The sequence below is a fragment of the Paracoccus benzoatiresistens genome, from assembly GCF_026913015.1.
In the GTDB taxonomy this organism is placed as follows: domain Bacteria; phylum Pseudomonadota; class Alphaproteobacteria; order Rhodobacterales; family Rhodobacteraceae; genus Paracoccus; species Paracoccus benzoatiresistens.
In genome coordinates, this window is the sequence record NZ_JAPTYD010000063.1 from 1 (window position 1) to 18,221 (window position 18,221).

The following is an 18,221-nucleotide window of genomic DNA, read 5'->3' on the forward strand; positions in this document are numbered from 1 at the left end:
TGAGCCTCCTCCGCCTTGCCGTGGAGTGAATCAGAGGTCGGCCGCAAAGCAAACCACCTTCAGAGTCGATGGTTCATGCCGCTGGTATTAGCTGTGGAGCCAAGCTTCGCGTCAACTGCGGATCTTGCTGCTCGCGCTAGGTGTTTGATCGCACGGTTTGATAGTGCGATCTTTCCTGGGAATGGAAGAAGACAGTGCCCCCTTGGGACAAGTCCTTCATGGACATCGCATCGCTGCAATGACCGGCTCCAGTCGCAGAAATAGCCGAGGCGCAGCGCCATTTAGACGTCTTCGATTGCGCCGCTGTTCAGACTGCGGTCCACCGCCTCTGCCAAGCGGATCGAAACAAGGGTCGACGCACCGCCCGGATAAGCTTCGGTAAGCCGGTCCGGGCAGAGACCCGCCGCATGGGCATCCAGCACGTCCAGAAAATAAGACATCGCGGTAAAGACATACCCATCGGTCACCGGGCCGAACAGCGGGTGGTCATATTCGGATGCGCCGAAAGGGTTGGCCTCGACGCTGCTTGGGTGATCTTGTGTCGCGGCGAAGTATCCGCGTTGTTGGCTGTCAGCCTCGACTATGCCCTTACTGCCGACAATCCGGATGCCTTGATTGACGATTGAAGGAAACGATCCAGGTAGGATCCAGCCCAGATCGAAATGCATCGAAAAGCCACTTTCGTATTCAACCTTGGCGCGGATACTGTCCCAGACGCCCGCATGCCCCATCCGTTCAAGCACGCTCCTGTGCCCACTTGCCCATACCCGGCGGGGTTGCAGGCCCGTTAGCCACGTCACGAGGTCATAGAAGTTGACCCCAAGAAACCAGGATGGCGAGGATTGCCCTACCCATTCTCGCAGCCAAACCGAAGGAACCTCGATGCGGTCTTCCATCTGAACGCTACCGTATTGCAATTGCCCCAGCCGCCCCGCAGCGATGTCTCCTCGTAGCCGGATATGAGCCGGGTCGAAACGCTTGTGCAGATCGACATACAGAATGCGGTTTACGCGTCGGAATGCGGTGATCAGCCTTTCGGCGGTTTGCAGATCAGTCGTCAGCGGCTTTTGTGTTAACACATGCAGCCCCGCGCGCAGAGCCGCCTTGATTGGCTGGGCATGCAAATGATCCGGGGTTGCAATCGCCACGGCATCCAGGCCGCAGGTCACGATCATCTGTTCGATGCCTGCAAAGGCGGGAACGCTGAAATCGCGCTCTGCGCGGGCGCGGCGGTCGGCATCGGGTTCGGCGATACCGACCAGCTGGACGCGTCCGCGACGCTGCTGGGCAGCAAAGCATTTCAGCATCTGCGTGCCATAGGTGCCGCAGCCGACGACGCCGATACGGATCATGCGCCGCGTGCCACGGCAGTGGAAGGCAAGCGTATTACCGCTGGCTCCATTGCACTGTTCCACGCGACGACACCGAGATCAATCGCGATGCCTGCATGCGACAAGGTTGCACGAGCCTGCACAGAGGCCATCGCGATCGCCCGCTTGGGTGCAGTGATATTCCAGTCGACCACATTTCGCACAGCCTGATCCAACCGCAATGCCGACCCCGCAAGGCCGCGTCCGCCTTCCTGCGTCACACGGCCATCGCCCTGCAGAACCGTGGGAACATTGGCAAAAGTATAGGTGCCGGGGGGCATTGCGGCAGCCGACATCGCATCCGTTACCAGAACACAGCGGTCATACCCTTTGAGGGAAATCAGCGCCCGCAGGGCGTCTTTGGGCACATGCACGCCGTCCGCAATCAGACAGGCCGTCAGCCCTGGCTGGGCCAGTTGCGCCAGCAAGGTGTTGTCCAGCTTGGGCAGCACCTGAGGCAGGCCGTTGCCCAGATGAGTTGAAAGTGTCACCCCCTTGCCAACGGCAGCCTCGATACAAGCGAAGTCCGCCGCCGAATGGCCCACTGCCAGCGTCTTGCCCTGCGCCCGCCAATGCGCTGCGGCGGCAATCGCACCCCGCCGCTCGGGCGCTAGAGTGATCATCAAAATCGGGCGTGACAGGCCCTGCTCCAGTCGTGCAACAAGGGCGATGTCGGGGTCCGTCATCTGCGCACGCGGATGACAGCCGAAATAGCCGTCTTCCGCGTTAAGAAATGGCCCCTCAAGATGATAGCCCGGCACCATGACCGCGCCCAGCCTGCTGGTCCTGACGGCGGCATCCAGCGCCGCAAAGCGCGCGGCGAGCACATCGGGCGCCGCAGTGATCAGCGTGGGCAGGCAACCCGTCACCCCATTTGCCAGCATCGCCTCAAGCGCGTGGTCCAGCTGGCCTGCCGTCAGCGCGTCATCGTTGAAATCGACACCGGCGTATCCGTTGACCTGAAGATCGAACAGTCCGTCGCCCTGAATTGCCTGCATTTCTTAATCGACGCGCTGCGAAAGCCGGCTGGCCGCCGGGCCGTCCAGGTGCAGGGTCACAGCGGAATGCTCCTGCACGATCGAGGCCGGGAACAGGTTGCTGACCGGACCTTCGACTGCGGCCCTGACTGCCGCTGCCTTGCGGTCGTCCGAAACGGAAAGCACCAGCCGCGCAGACGCCATGATCCGGCGAATCGACATGGAAATCGCCTGCGCAGGCACGTCCTCTAGCGTTGGAAACCAGCCTTCACCAAACTGCTGCTGACGGCAGGCCAAGTCCAGATCGACAAGGATGTAGGGCTGTTCCGTATCAAAATCGGCGGGCGGGTCGTTGAAGGCAAGATGACAGTTTTCGCCGATGCCCGCGAAGCACACATCAATCGGCTGGTCCGCGATGCGGGCGTTCAGCCGCGCCATTTCCGCGTGAACGTCAGGGGCGTCGCCTTCGATGCGCACGAATTCCTTTAGGCCGGTGGCAGGGGCGACGAAGCGCTGTTCCAAATAGCCGCGAAAGCTGGCCGGGTGATCGTCCGAGATGCCGACATATTCGTCTAGATGAAAGGCGGTGACCTTGCTCCAGTCAATGTCCTGCCGGACCAGATGTTCAAGCATCTCGAACTGGCTGGCGCCGGTAGCGACGATGATGGCGGCATGGCCCTTGGCGGCGATAGCCTTGACGATCGCTTCCGCGCCTTCACGGGCGGCTGCCTGACCCAACTGGACCTTGTCGTCATGCATCAGGATCTGCATCTTACACCTTTTTGAACTTACTTGTTTATAAATGAGTCAACATGACAATCACAGGGTGTCAATGGATAACATCACTCTAGGAATATTTTAGAACACTTCTGTTCAAATAAGTTGACGCGTCACATCCGTCGCGTGATTGTCGACGACAATGGATAACGATCATCAGGGAGATGACGCATGAAACTGCATCTGATTGCCGTCGCGGCGCTTGCCGCAAGCACTGTCCTGTCGGGCGCAGCCTCGGCCCAGACCGTTCTACGCCTCGCCGAGAACCAGCCGGAATCCAACCCCGTTACAGTGGCCATGCACCGCTTTGCCGAACTGGTTAAGGAATACTCGAACGGCAAGGTCGAGGTGCAGGTGTTTTCCGGGGCCCAGCTTGGGCAGGAACCCGAAAGCATCGAACAGGCGCAGGCCGGGATCGTAGACTTCGCGCGCGTCAATTCGGTTGCGCTGGCCAATGTCAGCCCCTCGATGGGGGTATTCACCCTGCCCTATATCTTCGCCGACTGGGACCACAAGTATCGCGTTCTTGACGGCGACATCGGGACCGAGGTGCTGGCCGATCTGGAAGTCGTGGGCCTGAAGGGCTTTCACTATATGGATGCCGGAACGCGGTCATTTTATACGACCAGCGGCAAGCCGATCCAAAGCATCGACGACCTTAAGGGCATGAAGATCCGGGTGCAGCCGGCACCGATCTCGATCCGCATGGTGGAACTGCTGGGCGCGGTCCCCACGCCGATGAACTATGGCGAGGTGTATTCCGCACTTCAGACCGGCGTCATCGACGGCGCGGAAAACGACTTCGTCAGCTATCTGACCTCAGCCCATTACGAGGTCGCTCCGAACTTCGCCGAAGAAGCGCATCTCAGCCCGCCCGCCCTGCTTTTGATGAACAAGGCACGCTTCGACAGCCTGCCGCCCGAACAGCAGGAGGCGATCACCCGTGCGGCGGACGAGGCGACGAAATACGAACGCGAGATCATGCGCGAGGCCAACGAAAAGGCCCGCGATCAGGTTACCCAAGGCGGCGCCACCATCACCCAGTTGGACAACGCCCCATTTCAGGCCGCAGTTCAGCCGATCTATGATGAGTTCCCCGACCTGATGCCGCTAATTAAGCGTATTCAGGCCGCGAAGTAACCGCCGGAGAACCCGATGCAGTTTCATGGCAGGCTTGCCCTTCTCCTCGATAGGCTGAACTGGGTCGCGGCCCTTGCCTGCCATACGCTTTTGGCCGTGATGACCGCGATCACAGTAATGCAGGTGTTTCTTCGCTTTGTGATGAACAGTCCCACCAGCTGGTCCGAGGAAATCGCCCTTCTATGCCTGATCTGGTTTGGGTTTCTGGCGGTGGCGGTTGGTATCCGGCGTCATGAACATGTTGCGATCACCTTTCTGCGCGACCTGCTGCCGCTGCCCCTCGCCTTGGCGCTGGATTACCTTGCCCAGCTTACAATGGCGGGGTTCATGCTGGTTGTCGTCCTATACGGCATGGACCTGATTACGCTGGCGGGCGTGCAGGTGCTGCCCGCATCGGGCTGGGCGAAAAACCTGCTGTATTATCCTGCCGCAGCCGGGGGGTGCCTTGGCGTTGTCAATGCACTGGCCAATATCGTGCTGCGTGATGTGACCATTCCCGAACACGATGAAGCGGAGGTCGCGCATGTCGGTTGACTGGTTCGGCATCACCCTGCTGCTGGGTGGATTTCTGGTTCTGATGCTGCTGCGGGTGCCGATCGCTTTCGCGCTTGGCCTTGCCTCGCTGGCGACGGCGCTGCATCTGAGTCTGCCGCTGATGCTGGTCGCGCAGCGGATGATCAATGGATTGAATTCGTTTACCTTCCTTGCCGTGCCCTTCTTCATTCTGGTCGGAAACATCATGACAGAGGGCGGAATTTCTGACCGTCTGGTTCGCATGGCCGACGTGTTGGTCGGGCGCCTACGTGGCGGGCTTGCGCATGGCAACGTGGTCGCGAGCACCATGTTCGGCGGCATCTCCGGCTCGTCCGTGGCCGATGTGGCCTCGATCGGGTCGTTCCTGATCCCTTCGATGAAGAAGGCGGGATATCCGGTGGGCTATTCGGTTTCCGTCACGGTTACATCATCCGTTCAGGGCGTCCTGATCCCTCCCAGCCAGAACATGATCTTCTATGCCCTGGCGGCAGGCGGTCTGCCGATTTCGACGCTGTTCATGGCGGGATACATTCCGGGCCTGCTTCTGGGTGTGTCGTTGATGGTGATCTGCGCCATCATGGCCAAGCGGCACAACCACCCGCTGGGCGATCGCTATACCCTGCGCAGCGGCGCGCGCGTTCTGGTCGATGCGCTGATCGGGCTATTCACGGTCGTTATTATCATCGGCGGCATCCTCAGCGGAATCTTCACTGCGACGGAATCGGCGGCGGTTGCGGTAGTATATGCGCTGTTCGTGACGATGTTCTGTTATCGCAGCCTTGACCGCTCGGCGGTGTCACGCATCTTCACGTCCACCCTGACGACGCTGGCGATGGTAACGGCGATCATCATGACATCTTCGGTTTTCGGGTTCCTGCTGTCCTATCTGCGCGTTCCCGCGTTGTTGGCAGAGGGAATTTTCTACTTCTCGGAAAACAAGCTGTTCGTGCTGTTGGCGATCAACATCCTGCTGCTGATCCTTGGGATGCTGATGGATATGGGCGTGCTGATCCTGCTTCTGACGCCGATCCTGTTGCCGATTGCGACCAAGGTTGGGGTCGACCCGATCCAGTTTGGGGTGATGATGATCCTGAACCTTGGGATCGGGCTTTGCACGCCGCCAGTGGGGACATCGCTTCTGGTCGGCTGCGGGATCGGCAAGATCAGGCTGGGGCAGGTGATGAAGAGCATCTGGCCGTTTTATCTGGCGATGATTGTAGTGTTGTTGCTGGTCACCTATGTTCCGGCAATGACGCTCATCCTGCCCGCACTCACCAAGTGATCCGATGATGGATGCAGCCCGCATTGACGATCTGATCAATCTGTCCAATCTAGTGCGGGACGGCAAGGCGACGAACCGGCGCACGATCGCGCGACAGCTTGGCCTGCGTTCGACCACGGTGTCCGAACTGGTGGGCGAGCTGGTCCAGCACGACATCCTGATTGAAACGATGGCGCGCGCCAGGGGCAAGGGCCGTCCGGCGGCGGTCTTGTCCTTCAATCAGCAGCGGCTAGGGGCGGTGTTTATCACCGTTACCGATCAGAGGCTTGAGGCAAGCGCCGTCGATCTTGGACTGCGGGTGATTGGCACGCTGACAGTCGCGCCCAATCGCGACGCCGACAATCTCGTGCTTGGGCAGTGCATTCGGCAACTGGTGCGCGACACGGCCGCGCTTTTCGCCCGGGATGTGCAGCTTTGCGCGGTGGTCTGTTCGCTGTCCGGGCTTCTGGATGCCAAACGCCGGACGTGGTGCGTGTCGTCGCGCTGGCCGAACATGCGCAACCTTGACCTCGGGGCCGAGCTTTCGGGCTTCGCAGCCCCCGTCTGGCTGATCCGTAACCTTGACGCCGAGCTGGGCGGCATCCTCGCGCGCGAGCCAGACATGAGCACCGAGGCGGTGCTGCTTCTGCATTGGGGCCACGGCATCGGTGCGGCCTATGCGACCGAGGGCAACGTCGTGAACAGCACGCATGGGCGTTTTTGCGAAATCGGTCATTGGGGACTGGGCAACGGGCGCGGCGTAGAATGCACCTGCGGCAATCGCGACTGTCTGGAAACGGTGGCGTCGCTGTGGTCGATTGGCACACAACTGGCAAAGGACGTGCCCAGCATCGACCAGTCCGAACGACAATTTGCTGTCGCCCTTCGCCAAGTGGATCTTGGCGCCTCGGTGGTGCTGGGCACGGCCCTCTCGGAAATGATCCGCATCACCGCGAACCTGTGCCGCCTGTTGTTTCCCAACCGCGTCATTCTGACCGGCCCGTTCGTCCAGAACCCTGAGGTTTATACCCGCTTTGTCGTCGCGCTGGAACAGGCGCCCATCCTGCGATCACTGGACCGTATTCGCGTAACGCTTGGCCATGAAAGCCCCGAGGCCGAAATTTCTGGCGCGCTTGCCCGCCCCTTCGCCACTGCCTTCCGCAACCTTCTTGAGGGGCGCGAACTTCAAGCTTCCAAGGCAGGCCTGTCACAGTAAGGGCACAGACGGCGCCATCACCGCGGCGCAACTGTATGGTGGATCCCGTTGCAGAACCTAGCTGTAGCCATCGAAATCGCCCCGTCGCGCGTGCTGGTCTCAACGCCCAGATTGCGCGTGCTCGGCGACAGTTCCTACCAAGCCATGTCGATCACCGGTGCCTGCTGGATACGGATGTTCAGGGTTGCCGCCATTGGTCTGGGCTTCACTTATAACGACCTGGGCCTGACTGGAATGCAGCAACAGAGGTTCGGCCTGCCACCTACGCCTTTCCCCGTAGCTGCGCTTTGATGTTCTTGGCTTTGCGAAGTGGTGCGCCGGATGTGCTCAGCAAGCTTGTTGCCCCCCCAAGGCCTCATTTGCCTCGCAGATGGCGTGCTGATTATCTGGTGAGGCTGCGCCTCGACGTCCTCGACTGCACCTTGGTGCGCGAGATCAGCGAGGCCGTCCTGGGGGCGGTCACATCATGTGTGGGTAGCCCCGGTTTTAGCGGGCTCGCGCCTTTAGCAATGATACGATCGAATGCGTCCATGTGTCAGGCCTTTTCTTGGGGCGCATGGTCCCTGGCCGGTATGGGATCCGCAGGTCAGGAACAAAACATCATCAAACCGAGCTCGAAGCTCTCCATGTGACACTGATTTTCCCGGCCCCGATCTGTTCGATCGATTTCATACAGCTTCAGCTTCTCCCGCACTTCCGAGGTAGAGCTTCTGGTTTCTCAACGCGCCAGAAGCGGTCCTCCTCGAAACTCTTCATCCTTGGTGATCATGGCCCACAACATGCGGGCCATCTTGTTCGCCAGAGCAATCGCCGCCAGCATTCTCGGCTTGCGAGCCAGGATACGGCCCAGCCAGGAGTTCTCTGCAGGGGGCCGCACCTTGGCTCCGGATATAACTGCCATCGCGCCGATGATCAGAAGCCGCCGGATGTCTCGCTGCCCGGACTTGCTCGTGCGCCCGAGCCTTTGCTTGCCGCCGCTGGAATGCTGTCTGGGCACAAGCCCCAGCCAAGCAGAAAAGTCACGGCCTCGGCGGAAGTGGTCCATCGGGGGAGCAAAGGCAGCCAGAGCCATCGAGGTGATAGGACCAATGCCCGGCATTTTCTGCAGACGCGTGGAAAATCGCGAACGCCTGCTGGCTGCGGCGATTTGTGCATCAAGTTCTGTGATTCTGTGCGACAGACCGTCGATCTGGTCGAAGCAGAGTTGCGCCATATGACGAACCGGGGCCGGCAGATCTGGAGCCTCCTCATCTTGTTCCAGAGCCAACCGAAGTCTGCTGACGTTCTCCCGCCCTTTGCCTGCAATGATACCAAACTCGGCGAGGTGACCGCGCAGCGCGTTGATCGTCTGCGTGCGCTGCCCAATGAGCAGGTCACGTAACCGGAAGACCATGCCAATGCCTTGCTGTTCTGGCGTCTTTACCTCGACAAAGCGCATGGTGGGACGGCTGGCCGCCTCCACGATCGCTTCTGCGTCCGCCATGTCGTTCTTCTGGTTCTTCACGTAAGGCTTGACGAACTTCGGCGCGATCAACCGCACTTCATGGCCCAGATCCGCCAGTGTTCGGGCCCAATAATGCGCCGTGGCGCAGGCCTCCATAGCAACCTGGCAGCCAGGGTGGGTCTGCATGAACGCCAGGAACTGTTTGCGCGACAGCTTCTTGCGAAACACAACTTCTCCCTCGGCCGTCGCTCCATGAAGTTGAAAGACCTGTTTGGCCAGGTCAACGCCGATGATTGATACGTCCTTCATAGCTTAATCCTCCTGATCCCGTCCGGACCACAGTGGCACAAGTGCCATCAGGAGGGGCTACCCAACCCATCATCAACGCCAACCAGCTCTATCGGCGCCACCACTGGCGCTCGGAAGGCTTCCACGGCGAAGCAAAGACATGGCATGGCCTTGCCCGTGCAGTGCGGCGCGGGCTCGACAATATGCGCATTCCGGCCGTCCTCACCGCCGCGGCCGTAAATCTGAGGTGGTTGGCGGTCACATTCCTTGCGCTTTTGCTGCATTTCTTGGCAGCCAGCCGCCAAGGAAAGCTATTCTCACCCTCTTCTGCCCTTCTGCGCTGCTGGCAAAGAAGGGAGCTATGGGTGAATTTGGGTGACGCGGCTTGATCAGGCGGCGCGGCTTTGGTTGGCATCGTCAGCGACGACGCCATCGGTGAATCTGACGCCTTCGATAACGCGTGGCAACTGGTTTGTGCCGTTGAGCTTACGCCACTTCTTCGATGCGGCCCGAACCAGGGTGAAAACCATCAGCTTCGCGGTCTTCTGCGACAGTGCGCCCTTGGTGCGGACGGTTCGGTGTCGGACAGTGGCAAAGACACTTTCGATCGGGTTGGAGGTGCGCAGATGCTCCCAGTGCTCGGCGGGGAAGTCGTAAAAGGCCAGCAAGGCCTCGTTGTCCTTGGTCAGGCAGGACACGCCACGCTGGTATTTGGCGGCGTATTTTTCCTTGAAGGTCTCGATGGCGGTCAATGCCGCAGCACGGGTTTCAGCATGGGAGATCTCGCGCAGATCGGCGGTGACAGCAGGCTGCATGGACTTGGGGAAACAATTGAGCACATTCGCCATTTTGTGAAACCAGCAGCGTTGATGGCGGGTGCTTGGAAAGACCTCGTCCATCGCCTTCCAGAAGCCCAAGGCGCCATCGCCGACAGCCAGTTCCGGCGGCACGGCAAGGCCGCGGGCCTTGAGGTCGACCAGGAGCTCGCGCCAGCTTTGCGCACTCTCGCGCACCCCGACCTGGAAACCGACGAGTTCTTTCTTTCCTTCGGGTGTGGCCCCGAGGATCACCAGCATGCACTCGGCTTGCGGCTCCATCCGGGCCTGGAGGTAGACGCCGTCGGCCCAGATGTAGACATAGCGGCGCGCCGAAAGGTCGCGGCGCTGCCAGCGGTCGTAGTCCTCCTGCCAACCTGCGGACAGACGCGAGATCACACCGGGTGACAGGTTCGGCGCATCCGGTCCCAGCAGCGCCGTCAGCGCCTCCTGAAAGTCGCCCATGGACACGCCACGCAGGTAAAGCACCGGCAGCAGCGCATCGAGGCTGCGGGACCGTCGCGCCCACCGCGGCAGGATGTTGGAGGTGAAGCGGATCCTCTTCTCCGCTCCCACGGCAGCGCGGTCGCGGACCTTGTGCCGTTTCACGGCGAGTGGCCCGATCCCGGTCTGGATCGTGCGCTCAGGTCCGGTCCCGTGATGGACCACGCGCTGACGGCCATTGGACAGTCGCTCGTCTGCAAAGCGGGCAACAAAGCTGGCCGCCTCGGCCTTCAGTGCGACGGCCAGCATCTGGCGTGCGCCCTCACGGGCAATCTCGGTCAGTGGGTCAAGGATCGAACCAGGCTGGTGAAGCGGGCTGATCGTGGTATCGTCGTTCATGGCGTATCGCTCCTTCGGGAGGTTCTGGCAGGCTTCAGCACCCGCCACGATACGCCGCCTTCTCAGGCCCCATCACCCATTTTTCGCCATAGCCCCAAAGAAGGTTGGTAGCCTCACTGCTCCGCCCAACGGCGCATAGCATCGGCAGCGTTCTATAGGACTTCATCAACAGCCCCGAAGACCACAAGAAACGACCTCGTGTTGTTCTTATCGCACGGGCAAGACCATATGCCAACGCCTAGACTTGGTGGCGCAGCGCGGCGACCAGCTTAATCGCCCGGCGCAGCGCGGTCAGCGCCGTGCCAACCACCAAGATCCACAGCGCCGTGTGCAGCACCTCGCCATGGCCCTGCCAGAGCGGCTCTGCCAACGACAGAAGCGCCGCGCCTGTGACTAGCGCCATGCGGTGCTGCTTTGCCATGGGTCCGGAGAAATCGGTAGACCGCCCGCAATTGACGCCCAGTTCGCGCAGATAGGCGGTCAGGAAGGCCATCGCGACCCCCGCCCAGCCAAGCGCGGGATCGCCGCCCGACAGGCCAACGCCCAGCAGGATCAGGAGGTCCGACACGCGGTCGGGAAATTCATTCCAGAAGGCGCCGTCAGGGGCGCCGCGCCCGGCCTCGACCGCGATCATTCCGTCGAACAGGTTGCAGAGCAGCCGCAGTTGGCACAGGCACGCCGCCAGCACCAGAAGCAGTGCGCGACCCCAATCTGCGCTGCCCCCTGCCGCCCAGAAGGCCGCGCCCGCGCCAAGCGCGGCGACCATGCCCGCCATCGATATCTGGTTCGGCGTCACGGATGTGCCCGCTAGCCAGCGCGTGACCCGCGCGGCCCAGCCGGACTTGCGGCTGGCCAGGGGCCTTCGATTGGACAGATCGGCCATTCCCTACCCTATGTTCCAGAAGTAACGCGTCACATGAAAAAAGATCGGCGCGGCAAAGACCACGGAATCCAGCCGGTCGATGAACCCGCCGTGACCTGCGATGGTATGGCCCCAATCCTTGACACCCTTGTCGCGCTTGATGGCGGACATCACCAGCCCGCCGGCACATCCCAGGGCGGTGATCATCAGGCTCATTCCCCACGCCTCCAGCGGGCGGAAAGGCGTCATCCACCACAGCGCCGTGCCGATAAGGCTGGCTGACAGCGCGCCACCCGCCAGCCCCTCGACCGTTTTCGACGGCGAGAGCCTTGGTGCCAGCTTGCGCCGGCCTATCAGTTTGCCCCAGACATATTGCAGCACATCTGACAACTGCACCACGATCACCAGCCAGGCGATCAGCAGGACGTTGCGCCCGTCATAGCCGGGGATCCTCAGCTCCAGCAGCGCCGGCACATGAGACACGCAAAAGACGCAGATCATCAGCGCCCATTGCATCTCGGCGATGCGGACCAGATAGTTCCGCGTCTCGCCTGCCAAGACCGAGACAATGGGCAGGAGCAGAAACACCCAGACCGGGATGAAGATCGCGAAAAGTCCGTACCAACCGATCCAGACCAGGTAGAACTGCACCGGCAGAACGATAAAGAATGCGGCAATCAGGCTGCGATGATCTGCCCGTCCGGCATTGGTCAGCGTCATGAACTCGCGCAGGGCAGCGAAGGCGCAGATCGCGAATAGCACGATCACCCCGGCCCGACCGCCCAGGAACGCCAGTGCCAAGGCCAGCACCATCAGCCACCAGGCGCGGATGCGGTCGTTCAGGTTCTCGATGGCGGCACTCTCGCCCTCGGGCGAATAGAGCCGCGCCAGCAGCCATCCCACCGCCGAGGCAAAGACCAGCACCCCGCCAATGCCCAGAATGACCGTCAGCAGATCCTCATGCGCAGCGCTCACGCCGCAACCTCCGCTTTGTCGTCTCGACCCGGACGCAGGGCCAAAAGGGCCGCGCGGCTGCGGGCAAGGAAGGTGTCTTTGTCCTCGTCGGGAGCCAGGCGCAACGCCTCCCCGAAGATCGTCTTGCACATCAGGGGCACCGGGATCACCGCTCCCTTTGGAAGGACCCGGTTCAGGTTCTCGATCCAGACTGGCACCAGGTCGACCTGCGGCCGGGCCCAGGCCAGGTGGTAAAGCCCGCCGCGGAAGGGCAGCAGGGCGGCATCAGTCTGGTTGCGTGTGCCCTCGGGGAACAGGATCAGCGAGGCGCCCTCATCCAGCGCGCCCACCATCTGCCCGATGGCAGCGCCCGGAGGGCCGTCCCCCTTGCGTGCAATCAGCAGCGCGTCAAAGACCTCGCTGCCGATGAAGCGGCGCAGCCGTCCCGATTGCCAGTAATCGGTTCCTGCGACAGGCCGCGTCTCGCGTTGCGCGCGGGGCGGCAGGACCGCCCAGATCAAGATGAAATCGCCATGGCTGGCGTGATTGGCGAAATAGATCCGCTGACGGTTCTGGTCGGGGTCGACCCCTTGCCAGACGGGCTGCACCGCCGTCACCGCGCGGGCAAAGAAGGTGATTATCCGCCCGCAGATCCGTGCCAAGCCCTTGCGCATGCTGCCCCCTTTTTTTGCCAACTTAACCGCTTCGGTCCGGGTTGCAATTCCGCCTCTGCTACGCTGCGGATCCAAAAGCACGATCAACACATGTCTTGGCTTTTCATTCATTGCCCACGATGGTTGGCTGCATTTGAAGCAATGCCACGGCGCCGCTTATGAAGCGCTGCATGAGCTCCGATGCCGGGCTGACCCTGCTGCGCGAGATCGAGCGCCAGGCGAGTTTGGCGCAGCGGCTCGCCGATTGCCTGCGCGACCCGCGCAATCCGGCGAAAGTTCAGCATAGCCTCTGCGACATCATCCGTTTCCGGATCATGATGATCGGGGCGGGGTATGAAGACGGCGATGACGCGACAGCCCTGCGGCACGATCCCAGCTTCAGGATCGCGCTGGAGCGGGAGCCTGATACCGGGCCGACCTTGTGCTCGCAGCCGACGATCTCGCGCATGGAAAACCTGCCCGATACCCGCGCCCTGATCCGCATGGGCCGCGAAATGGTCGGGTTCTACTGCCAGTCTTTTGCACATGCGCCCAGCCACATCGTGCTCGACATCGATGACACATTCGATGCGGTGCATGGCCACCAGCAGCTTCGCTTGTTGAACGCCTTCTACGATGAGTATGGCTTCCAGCCGATTGTCGTCTTCGACGGCAAAGGCCGGCCCGTCGGGACACTGTTGCGCCCGGCCCGGCGCCCCAAGGGGGCCGAGAGCGCCACCTATATCCGCCGGTTGATCCGGCAGATCACCAGGTCCCGGCCGAACACGGAAAGCCAGCCAACAGCAACGACCTCATGCCGAATGTCGATGAAATCCTGTTCTATACCAACGATGTCTCACAACCAGACAGTTAGTCCCTGTGTCGTATAGTCCTCCCACCGGGGGGCGTGGCGGCTGCGGGACATTCTGCGGATCAGCGAAGTGCAGAACCCATCCCCGCGATCTGAGAACGGCGGTGAGAAATTAGGCCACGGAAGCGGCAGCATGGAGCTGCCGCGGGCGGCGAAAAATTCGTCCCCCCTTTCCCTTTCTGCGGCAGCAGGGAGGGCGCGAGGATTTTCAGCGTGAGACTATATCTCAGGGTTCGCCAGGCCTGCTCGGCGAGGTGCTTCGCCATACGGTTCGAAGGCTTTGGAGGGAGCCGGCAAGGAAGCCCTGAACGCCGGTGGCTGGTCAGGGACGAATGAAGTCCCAGTTCACGCGAACCGAACCGGGCTCGCAGTAAAGCCGCAGAGCCTCGGCTTCACCCCGCTCGCTGTCGAAATCGGCGATACTGTCGTAGACGTGCAGCTGGGCTGCGCTGACATATCGGCCGTCCATTCCGGTCAGATGCACCGAATAGACATGATCGCCGCGGACCAGTCCCAGGCCCATCGTGTTCACCCCCTCATGGTCGGCACGATAGTATTTGGTCGAGAAGCGATTGTCCTGCGTTTCGAAATAAAGCTCGGAGATCGCAAGCCCAGTGGCGAAGTTGTACGAGTAGGTGCCAGACACGCCATGTTCGTCAGGGGGCGTGGCACAGATTTCCACGCGCTGATCAGCCGTCATGATCCTGCAGTCGAATACCGGTATGAAGGGTGGGACGCAGTTCGCGGATACGACCGTCGGAGCCGTCGTGAGGGCAATAATGAAAAGCCACTTCATGATCGCTCAGCCCGGGCCGAAGTTGTTGCCGTCCAGCTCGATCGACGGTGGATAGCAGACACGCCGCGCGATGGGGTCGTCGTTCTCCGGATCCACGAAGGCCTCTTCTGAGTCATAGACCTGCACCACGGCGGGATTGGGAGAACCGGCTCCAGGGCTGCCCGCGTCGAAGTTCATCAGGTCACGATCTACGAAGGCTGCGTAGAACATGTTCCCCTGCCGGGTCGCGCTTGCATAGGCGTGGCCGTGAAGTCCTTGAACATGGTTTTTTATCCCTCCCCAGCCTGGTCCGATGAATTCCAGTTCAGTTATGCCATCGACAGAATACCGATACTGTATCTTGCCATCACCGGAGCACATTTCGACCCTGGCTCCTCTCTCGATGATGTCGCAGCCGAAAAGGAAATGCATGCCCTGCGGGCAATCGCCCAAGGAGGGGGATGCACTTGCCACAAGCACAAGGGCGAGCATGCTTCTCATGGATGTCTCCCGGGACGGGGCTGGCTCCGTTGCCCACCTGCCGTATGAACGCCGGGCGATGCAACCCTCTTGTGGAGATATCGCGGGCTGCGCCGAAAATTTCTGGTGGCCATGTCGGCTTGGCGGACCAAGCTACCATGCACCTTGAAACAGGCGCAGACGGGGAGCGTCAATGGCGCACAATCGTTAACCGCCCATCAGCATTTCTAGGCTATAGAAATGGCCCGAGAAGTGTCAAAGCGAAGGCCACACGGGAGCCAAACGCGGCGAGCCTCCTCAACCACGAGGACTGTTTGCATACCACTCATGACCAAGTGCTCTGCCCCCTGAAAACTGAACCGTTTGAAGCTGGAGTTTTAGGCTAACCTTCCCTGGCTGGGAGAGGAGCCGAGATCGATGAAGGCATCGAAGTTCACGGAAGCGCAGAAAGCGTTTATTCTGAAACAAGGCGAGGAAGGCACGCCGGTTGCAGGGATCTGCCGGAAGGCTGGGATCAGCCAGGCCACCTACTTCAATTGGAAGAAGCGATACGGCGGGCTGCTTCCGGACGAGATGCGCCGACTGAAGGCGCTCGAAGACAAGAACAGCCGGCTCAAGAAGATTGTGGCGGACCTGACCCTTGATCGAAAGATGCTGCAGGACGTGATCCGCCGAAAGCTTTGACGCCTAGTCGGATGCGCGAGCTGGTTCGCGGGATGTGCATCGGTTGGGGCGTGTCGATCCGCGGGGCTTGTGGGCTCATGGACATTGGCCGGCGTGGTGTCGGCGTGCAGCACCAGATGCGGTGCGTTGGCGTCGCAAGTCTCTGTGAGATGCACCATATAGCCGGTCCATTCCGTGCCGCTCTTGGCGCAGAAGCGGGCCTCGGCATCGTAGGGGAACTCATTCCGGTCGCCGGGACCGCGACCCTGCACCGCCCGCAGACGGACCTTTGGCGGCGCGCCCGAGCCGGGCTCATCGTCCGCACGGTTGAAGTGCCGGGTCCAAACGCGCCGGAGCAGCGCAACCGCGGGCAGGGCTGCGGCCTCGGCTGGCGCACCCGGAGCGGCGACCGTGTCCAGGAGCCGGAAGCCGTCTGTTCCGACCTGAGACACGTAGGCGTCTTGTTTGGACCCGCGGAGCAGCAGGCGCCCTTCTTCGACCCGATGATCGTAGCGCTTGTGCCAGTCCGGCTCCGCCACCTGCCGAAGCCAGGCAGATGCTATGGCGGCTCAGAGACAAGCACACAATCCATCGTGGCATACGACAAGGACATTCTCGGCAGGCTCGCGCGATCGCGCTTTCGTAGCCGGTTCAAGCTTTCAGCGGCGGAACGATCCTATGCGAACACCAAAGGCCGCAGCACCATTCTCAGGCACACAAGAGACTTTGTGGCCCTGAGGCTCGCGTCCGCCCATCCACACAATGACGGCAAACAGACTCCGATGCGGGGTCATCCCGCCTTTGTGGCCCAACATGCGACCGCGACCTGCTGCCCCAGCTGCTTGCAGAAGTGGCATAGCATCGAGACCGGCCGCCAGATGAGCGACGCCGAGCAGGAGGAGGTTGTCTCGCTGATCATGACGTGGATTGACCGCCAGATGAGGTCAGGCGCCACCGGCTGACATGTTGGCATCGATCTCTATCGCTGCTGCTCGGCGGACATATTGAGACGACGTGTGACCCTTAGCTTGCATCATTCTCATCCTGCGATCCGGCAACCTTGGAAGATGCTGCTGGCCGCGTTCAGCCGCGCCGGCATGGCTGGAGCGCCTCTCGGATGCAGGGCGACTGAACTGAAGACGAGCATCCCCTGATAGCGCCGCTCTTGCCGCGAAAGCCGGCGACAGTGGACAATATTCTGCAATCCCCGAAAGGATTTGTAGTGATCTCGATCTTCGTGTTAGTCCGAACGCCTCCGAAGACCTTCGCAGCATCTGGATCATGATCTTGCAGGCGTATCACAGGTGAACCGAGGGACTTTCATGCCGATCACATGCCAAGGCTGCCGCGACGAAGCCGGTTTTGAAGCAACATTCTCGATGGCATTTCAGCCGATCGTCGACGTCAGCGCCGCGGAAATCTTCGCTCATGAAGCGTTGGTCCGGGGCCCGAATGCTCAAAGTGCCGCCAGCGTCCTGTCACAGGTGAACGCGACAAACCGCTATGCCTTCGATCAGCAGTGCCGGACGAAGGCCGTCGAATTGGCATTTGAGCTGAAACTAACCGAGACGCCTGCCATGCTGTCGATCAACTTCATGCCGAACGCTGTCTATGAACCGCGTGCCTGCATCCGCCAGACGCTAATCGCCGCGGAGCGCTTCGGCCTACCGCCGGAGCGCATCATCTTCGAGTTCACCGAGACGGAGAAACTGGATGCAGCACATATCCTGAATATCCTGCACACCTACCGCGAGATCGGCTTCAAGACGGCGATCGATGACTTCGGTGCCGGCTTTGCAAATATCGGGCTGCTGACGGAGTTCCGGCCGGATATCGTGAAGCTGGACATGGCCCTCATCCGCGGCATCGACGCGGACCCGGCGCGTCGTTCCATCGTCACCCATCTTGTCCGGCTGTTTGATGATCTTGGGATCACCGTTGTATGCGAGGGGATCGAGACGGAAGCGGAGCTTGGTGTGCTGCAAGATCTCGGCGTCCGCCTGTTCCAGGGATACCTGCTGTGCCGCCCCGTGTTCGAGGGGTTTGGCAACCCTTTCAAGGGCAACTACGCGGCGGCTACATCGCCAGCAACATGATCCAACCGCCATGGCTCTGAGCAATTTAAACAGGGACAAGAGCCATAAGGCTTCGGCCTCCTTGAAAAGCGGCCAGGGGCCTACCGGGTGAGACCCCTGGCCAAGATCTCTTGTTGAGGGTTCTAATACCAGCGGTATGAACCATCGACTCTGAAGGTGGTTTGCTTTGCGGCCGACCTCTGATTCACTCCACGGCAAGGCG

17 protein-coding genes and 4 pseudogenes are annotated in these 18,221 nt (G+C 61.0%); 10 read left to right on the forward strand and 11 right to left on the reverse strand.

Annotation, left to right across the window (positions count from 1 at the left end):
• Nucleotides 1-281: 281 nt before the first annotated feature.
• From OU682_RS20760 to OU682_RS20770, 3 genes are read right to left on the reverse strand one after another with little or no spacing between them, the layout of a single operon-like run.
• Nucleotides 282-1,352 (reverse strand): Gfo/Idh/MocA family protein, encoded by a 1,071-nt coding sequence (locus OU682_RS20760; RefSeq protein ID WP_268944122.1) that lies wholly within the window; start codon nt 1,350-1,352, stop codon nt 282-284.
• Complete coding sequence (locus OU682_RS20765) at nt 1,349-2,368, reverse strand: N-acetylglucosamine-6-phosphate deacetylase (RefSeq protein ID WP_268944123.1); 1,020 nt, start codon at nt 2,366-2,368, stop codon at nt 1,349-1,351. Before OU682_RS20765 ends, OU682_RS20760 begins: the two co-directional genes overlap by 4 nt.
• A 3-nt stretch (nt 2,369-2,371) precedes the next feature.
• Nucleotides 2,372-3,118 (reverse strand): glucosamine-6-phosphate deaminase, encoded by a 747-nt coding sequence (locus OU682_RS20770; protein ID WP_268944124.1) that lies wholly within the window; start codon nt 3,116-3,118, stop codon nt 2,372-2,374.
• A gap of 177 nt (nt 3,119-3,295) precedes the next feature.
• Between OU682_RS20770 and OU682_RS20775 the strand changes: the two genes are divergently transcribed.
• The 5 genes from OU682_RS20775 (at nt 3,296) to OU682_RS20795 (ending at nt 7,566) form a co-directional block, all read left to right on the forward strand.
• Nucleotides 3,296-4,264: a TRAP transporter substrate-binding protein gene (locus OU682_RS20775; protein ID WP_268944125.1), complete on the forward strand. Its 969-nt coding sequence runs from the start codon at nt 3,296-3,298 to the stop codon at nt 4,262-4,264.
• 99 nt (nt 4,265-4,363) lie between these two features.
• The gene (locus OU682_RS20780; protein ID WP_268944126.1) at nt 4,364-4,798 is read left to right on the forward strand and encodes a TRAP transporter small permease; all 435 of its coding nucleotides are present in this window, start codon (nt 4,364-4,366) and stop codon (nt 4,796-4,798) included.
• Nucleotides 4,788-6,080, forward strand: a complete 1,293-nt coding sequence (locus tag OU682_RS20785; protein WP_268944127.1) for a TRAP transporter large permease — start codon at nt 4,788-4,790, stop codon at nt 6,078-6,080. Before OU682_RS20780 ends, OU682_RS20785 begins: the two co-directional genes overlap by 11 nt.
• Nucleotides 6,081-6,084: 4 nt before the next feature.
• The gene (locus tag OU682_RS20790; RefSeq protein WP_268944128.1) at nt 6,085-7,275 is read left to right on the forward strand and encodes an ROK family protein; all 1,191 of its coding nucleotides are present in this window, start codon (nt 6,085-6,087) and stop codon (nt 7,273-7,275) included.
• 48 nt (nt 7,276-7,323) lie between these two features.
• A complete protein-coding gene (locus OU682_RS20795; RefSeq protein ID WP_268944129.1) occupies nt 7,324-7,566 on the forward strand; it encodes a hypothetical protein in 243 nt (80 codons plus the stop codon).
• A gap of 427 nt (nt 7,567-7,993) precedes the next feature.
• On the opposite strand, the gene OU682_RS20800 is transcribed toward OU682_RS20795, so the two are convergent.
• Entirely contained in the window at nt 7,994-9,028 is a 1,035-nt protein-coding gene (locus OU682_RS20800; protein WP_268944130.1) for an IS110 family RNA-guided transposase, read from the reverse strand.
• An 83-nt stretch (nt 9,029-9,111) separates the two neighbouring features.
• Between OU682_RS20800 and OU682_RS20805 the strand changes: the two are divergent.
• Nucleotides 9,112-9,396: pseudogene (locus OU682_RS20805) on the forward strand (transposase); the annotation flags it as partial.
• Here the strand turns inward: OU682_RS20805 and OU682_RS20810 are convergent.
• The 4 genes from OU682_RS20810 to OU682_RS20825 form a co-directional block, all read right to left on the reverse strand.
• Nucleotides 9,397-10,665: an IS256 family transposase gene (locus OU682_RS20810; protein WP_268944131.1), complete on the reverse strand. Its 1,269-nt coding sequence runs from the start codon at nt 10,663-10,665 to the stop codon at nt 9,397-9,399.
• Between the two features lie 238 nt (nt 10,666-10,903).
• The gene (locus tag OU682_RS20815) at nt 10,904-11,548 is read right to left on the reverse strand and encodes a CDP-alcohol phosphatidyltransferase family protein (RefSeq protein WP_268944132.1); all 645 of its coding nucleotides are present in this window, start codon (nt 11,546-11,548) and stop codon (nt 10,904-10,906) included.
• Nucleotides 11,549-11,551: 3 nt separating this feature from the next.
• A complete protein-coding gene (locus OU682_RS20820) occupies nt 11,552-12,502 on the reverse strand; it encodes a phosphatidate cytidylyltransferase (protein WP_268944133.1) in 951 nt (316 codons plus the stop codon).
• On the reverse strand, nt 12,499-13,155 hold the full coding sequence (locus OU682_RS20825) for a lysophospholipid acyltransferase family protein (RefSeq protein WP_268944134.1): 657 nt from the start codon (nt 13,153-13,155) through the stop codon (nt 12,499-12,501). Before OU682_RS20825 ends, OU682_RS20820 begins: the two co-directional genes overlap by 4 nt.
• 170 nt (nt 13,156-13,325) lie before the next feature.
• On the opposite strand from OU682_RS20825, the pseudogene OU682_RS20830 reads away from it, so the two are divergent.
• Nucleotides 13,326-13,925: pseudogene (locus tag OU682_RS20830) on the forward strand (IS1380 family transposase); the annotation flags it as partial.
• Between the two features lie 402 nt (nt 13,926-14,327).
• On the opposite strand, the gene OU682_RS20835 reads toward OU682_RS20830, so the two are convergent.
• Nucleotides 14,328-14,705 (reverse strand): hypothetical protein, encoded by a 378-nt coding sequence (locus OU682_RS20835; protein WP_268944135.1) that lies wholly within the window; start codon nt 14,703-14,705, stop codon nt 14,328-14,330.
• Nucleotides 14,706-14,807: 102 nt separating this feature from the next.
• Nucleotides 14,808-15,281: a hypothetical protein gene (locus OU682_RS20840; RefSeq protein ID WP_268944136.1), complete on the reverse strand. Its 474-nt coding sequence runs from the start codon at nt 15,279-15,281 to the stop codon at nt 14,808-14,810.
• Nucleotides 15,282-15,677: 396 nt separating this feature from the next.
• On the opposite strand from OU682_RS20840, the pseudogene OU682_RS20845 reads away from it, so the two are divergent.
• A pseudogene (locus OU682_RS20845) lies at nt 15,678-16,036 on the forward strand (transposase); the annotation flags it as partial.
• Here the strand turns inward: OU682_RS20845 and OU682_RS20850 are convergent.
• Nucleotides 15,992-16,492, reverse strand: a pseudogene (locus OU682_RS20850) (IS5/IS1182 family transposase); the annotation flags it as partial. The pseudogenes OU682_RS20845 and OU682_RS20850 overlap by 45 nt on opposite strands.
• A 24-nt stretch (nt 16,493-16,516) precedes the next feature.
• On the opposite strand from OU682_RS20850, the gene OU682_RS20855 reads away from it, so the two are divergent.
• Both OU682_RS20855 and OU682_RS20860 read left to right on the forward strand, forming a co-directional pair.
• Complete coding sequence (locus tag OU682_RS20855; protein WP_268944138.1) at nt 16,517-16,885, forward strand: DUF4186 domain-containing protein; 369 nt, start codon at nt 16,517-16,519, stop codon at nt 16,883-16,885.
• A gap of 360 nt (nt 16,886-17,245) precedes the next feature.
• Nucleotides 17,246-18,019, forward strand: a complete 774-nt coding sequence (locus OU682_RS20860; RefSeq protein ID WP_268944137.1) for an EAL domain-containing protein — start codon at nt 17,246-17,248, stop codon at nt 18,017-18,019.
• The last annotated feature ends 202 nt before the right edge of the window (nt 18,020-18,221 follow it).

Excerpts from the sequence above, each read along its gene's own strand:
- OU682_RS20760 (WP_268944122.1), bottom strand. The coding sequence starts at position 1,352 with ATGATCCGTATCGGCGTCGTCGGCTGCGGCACCTATGGCACGCAGATG.
- OU682_RS20765 (WP_268944123.1), bottom strand. The coding sequence starts at position 2,368 with ATGCAGGCAATTCAGGGCGACGGACTGTTCGATCTTCAGGTCAACGGA.
- OU682_RS20770 (WP_268944124.1), bottom strand. The coding sequence starts at position 3,118 with ATGCAGATCCTGATGCATGACGACAAGGTCCAGTTGGGTCAGGCAGCC.
- OU682_RS20775 (WP_268944125.1), top strand. The coding sequence starts at position 3,296 with ATGAAACTGCATCTGATTGCCGTCGCGGCGCTTGCCGCAAGCACTGTC.
- OU682_RS20780 (WP_268944126.1), top strand. The coding sequence starts at position 4,364 with ATGACCGCGATCACAGTAATGCAGGTGTTTCTTCGCTTTGTGATGAAC.
- OU682_RS20785 (WP_268944127.1), top strand. The coding sequence starts at position 4,788 with ATGTCGGTTGACTGGTTCGGCATCACCCTGCTGCTGGGTGGATTTCTG.
- OU682_RS20790 (WP_268944128.1), top strand. The coding sequence starts at position 6,085 with ATGATGGATGCAGCCCGCATTGACGATCTGATCAATCTGTCCAATCTA.
- OU682_RS20800 (WP_268944130.1), bottom strand. The coding sequence starts at position 9,028 with ATGAAGGACGTATCAATCATCGGCGTTGACCTGGCCAAACAGGTCTTT.
- OU682_RS20810 (WP_268944131.1), bottom strand. The coding sequence starts at position 10,665 with ATGAACGACGATACCACGATCAGCCCGCTTCACCAGCCTGGTTCGATC.
- OU682_RS20815 (WP_268944132.1), bottom strand. The coding sequence starts at position 11,548 with ATGGCCGATCTGTCCAATCGAAGGCCCCTGGCCAGCCGCAAGTCCGGC.
- OU682_RS20825 (WP_268944134.1), bottom strand. The coding sequence starts at position 13,155 with ATGCGCAAGGGCTTGGCACGGATCTGCGGGCGGATAATCACCTTCTTT.
- OU682_RS20835 (WP_268944135.1), bottom strand. The coding sequence starts at position 14,705 with ATGACGGCTGATCAGCGCGTGGAAATCTGTGCCACGCCCCCTGACGAA.
- OU682_RS20840 (WP_268944136.1), bottom strand. The coding sequence starts at position 15,281 with ATGAGAAGCATGCTCGCCCTTGTGCTTGTGGCAAGTGCATCCCCCTCC.
- OU682_RS20860 (WP_268944137.1), top strand. The coding sequence starts at position 17,246 with ATGCCGATCACATGCCAAGGCTGCCGCGACGAAGCCGGTTTTGAAGCA.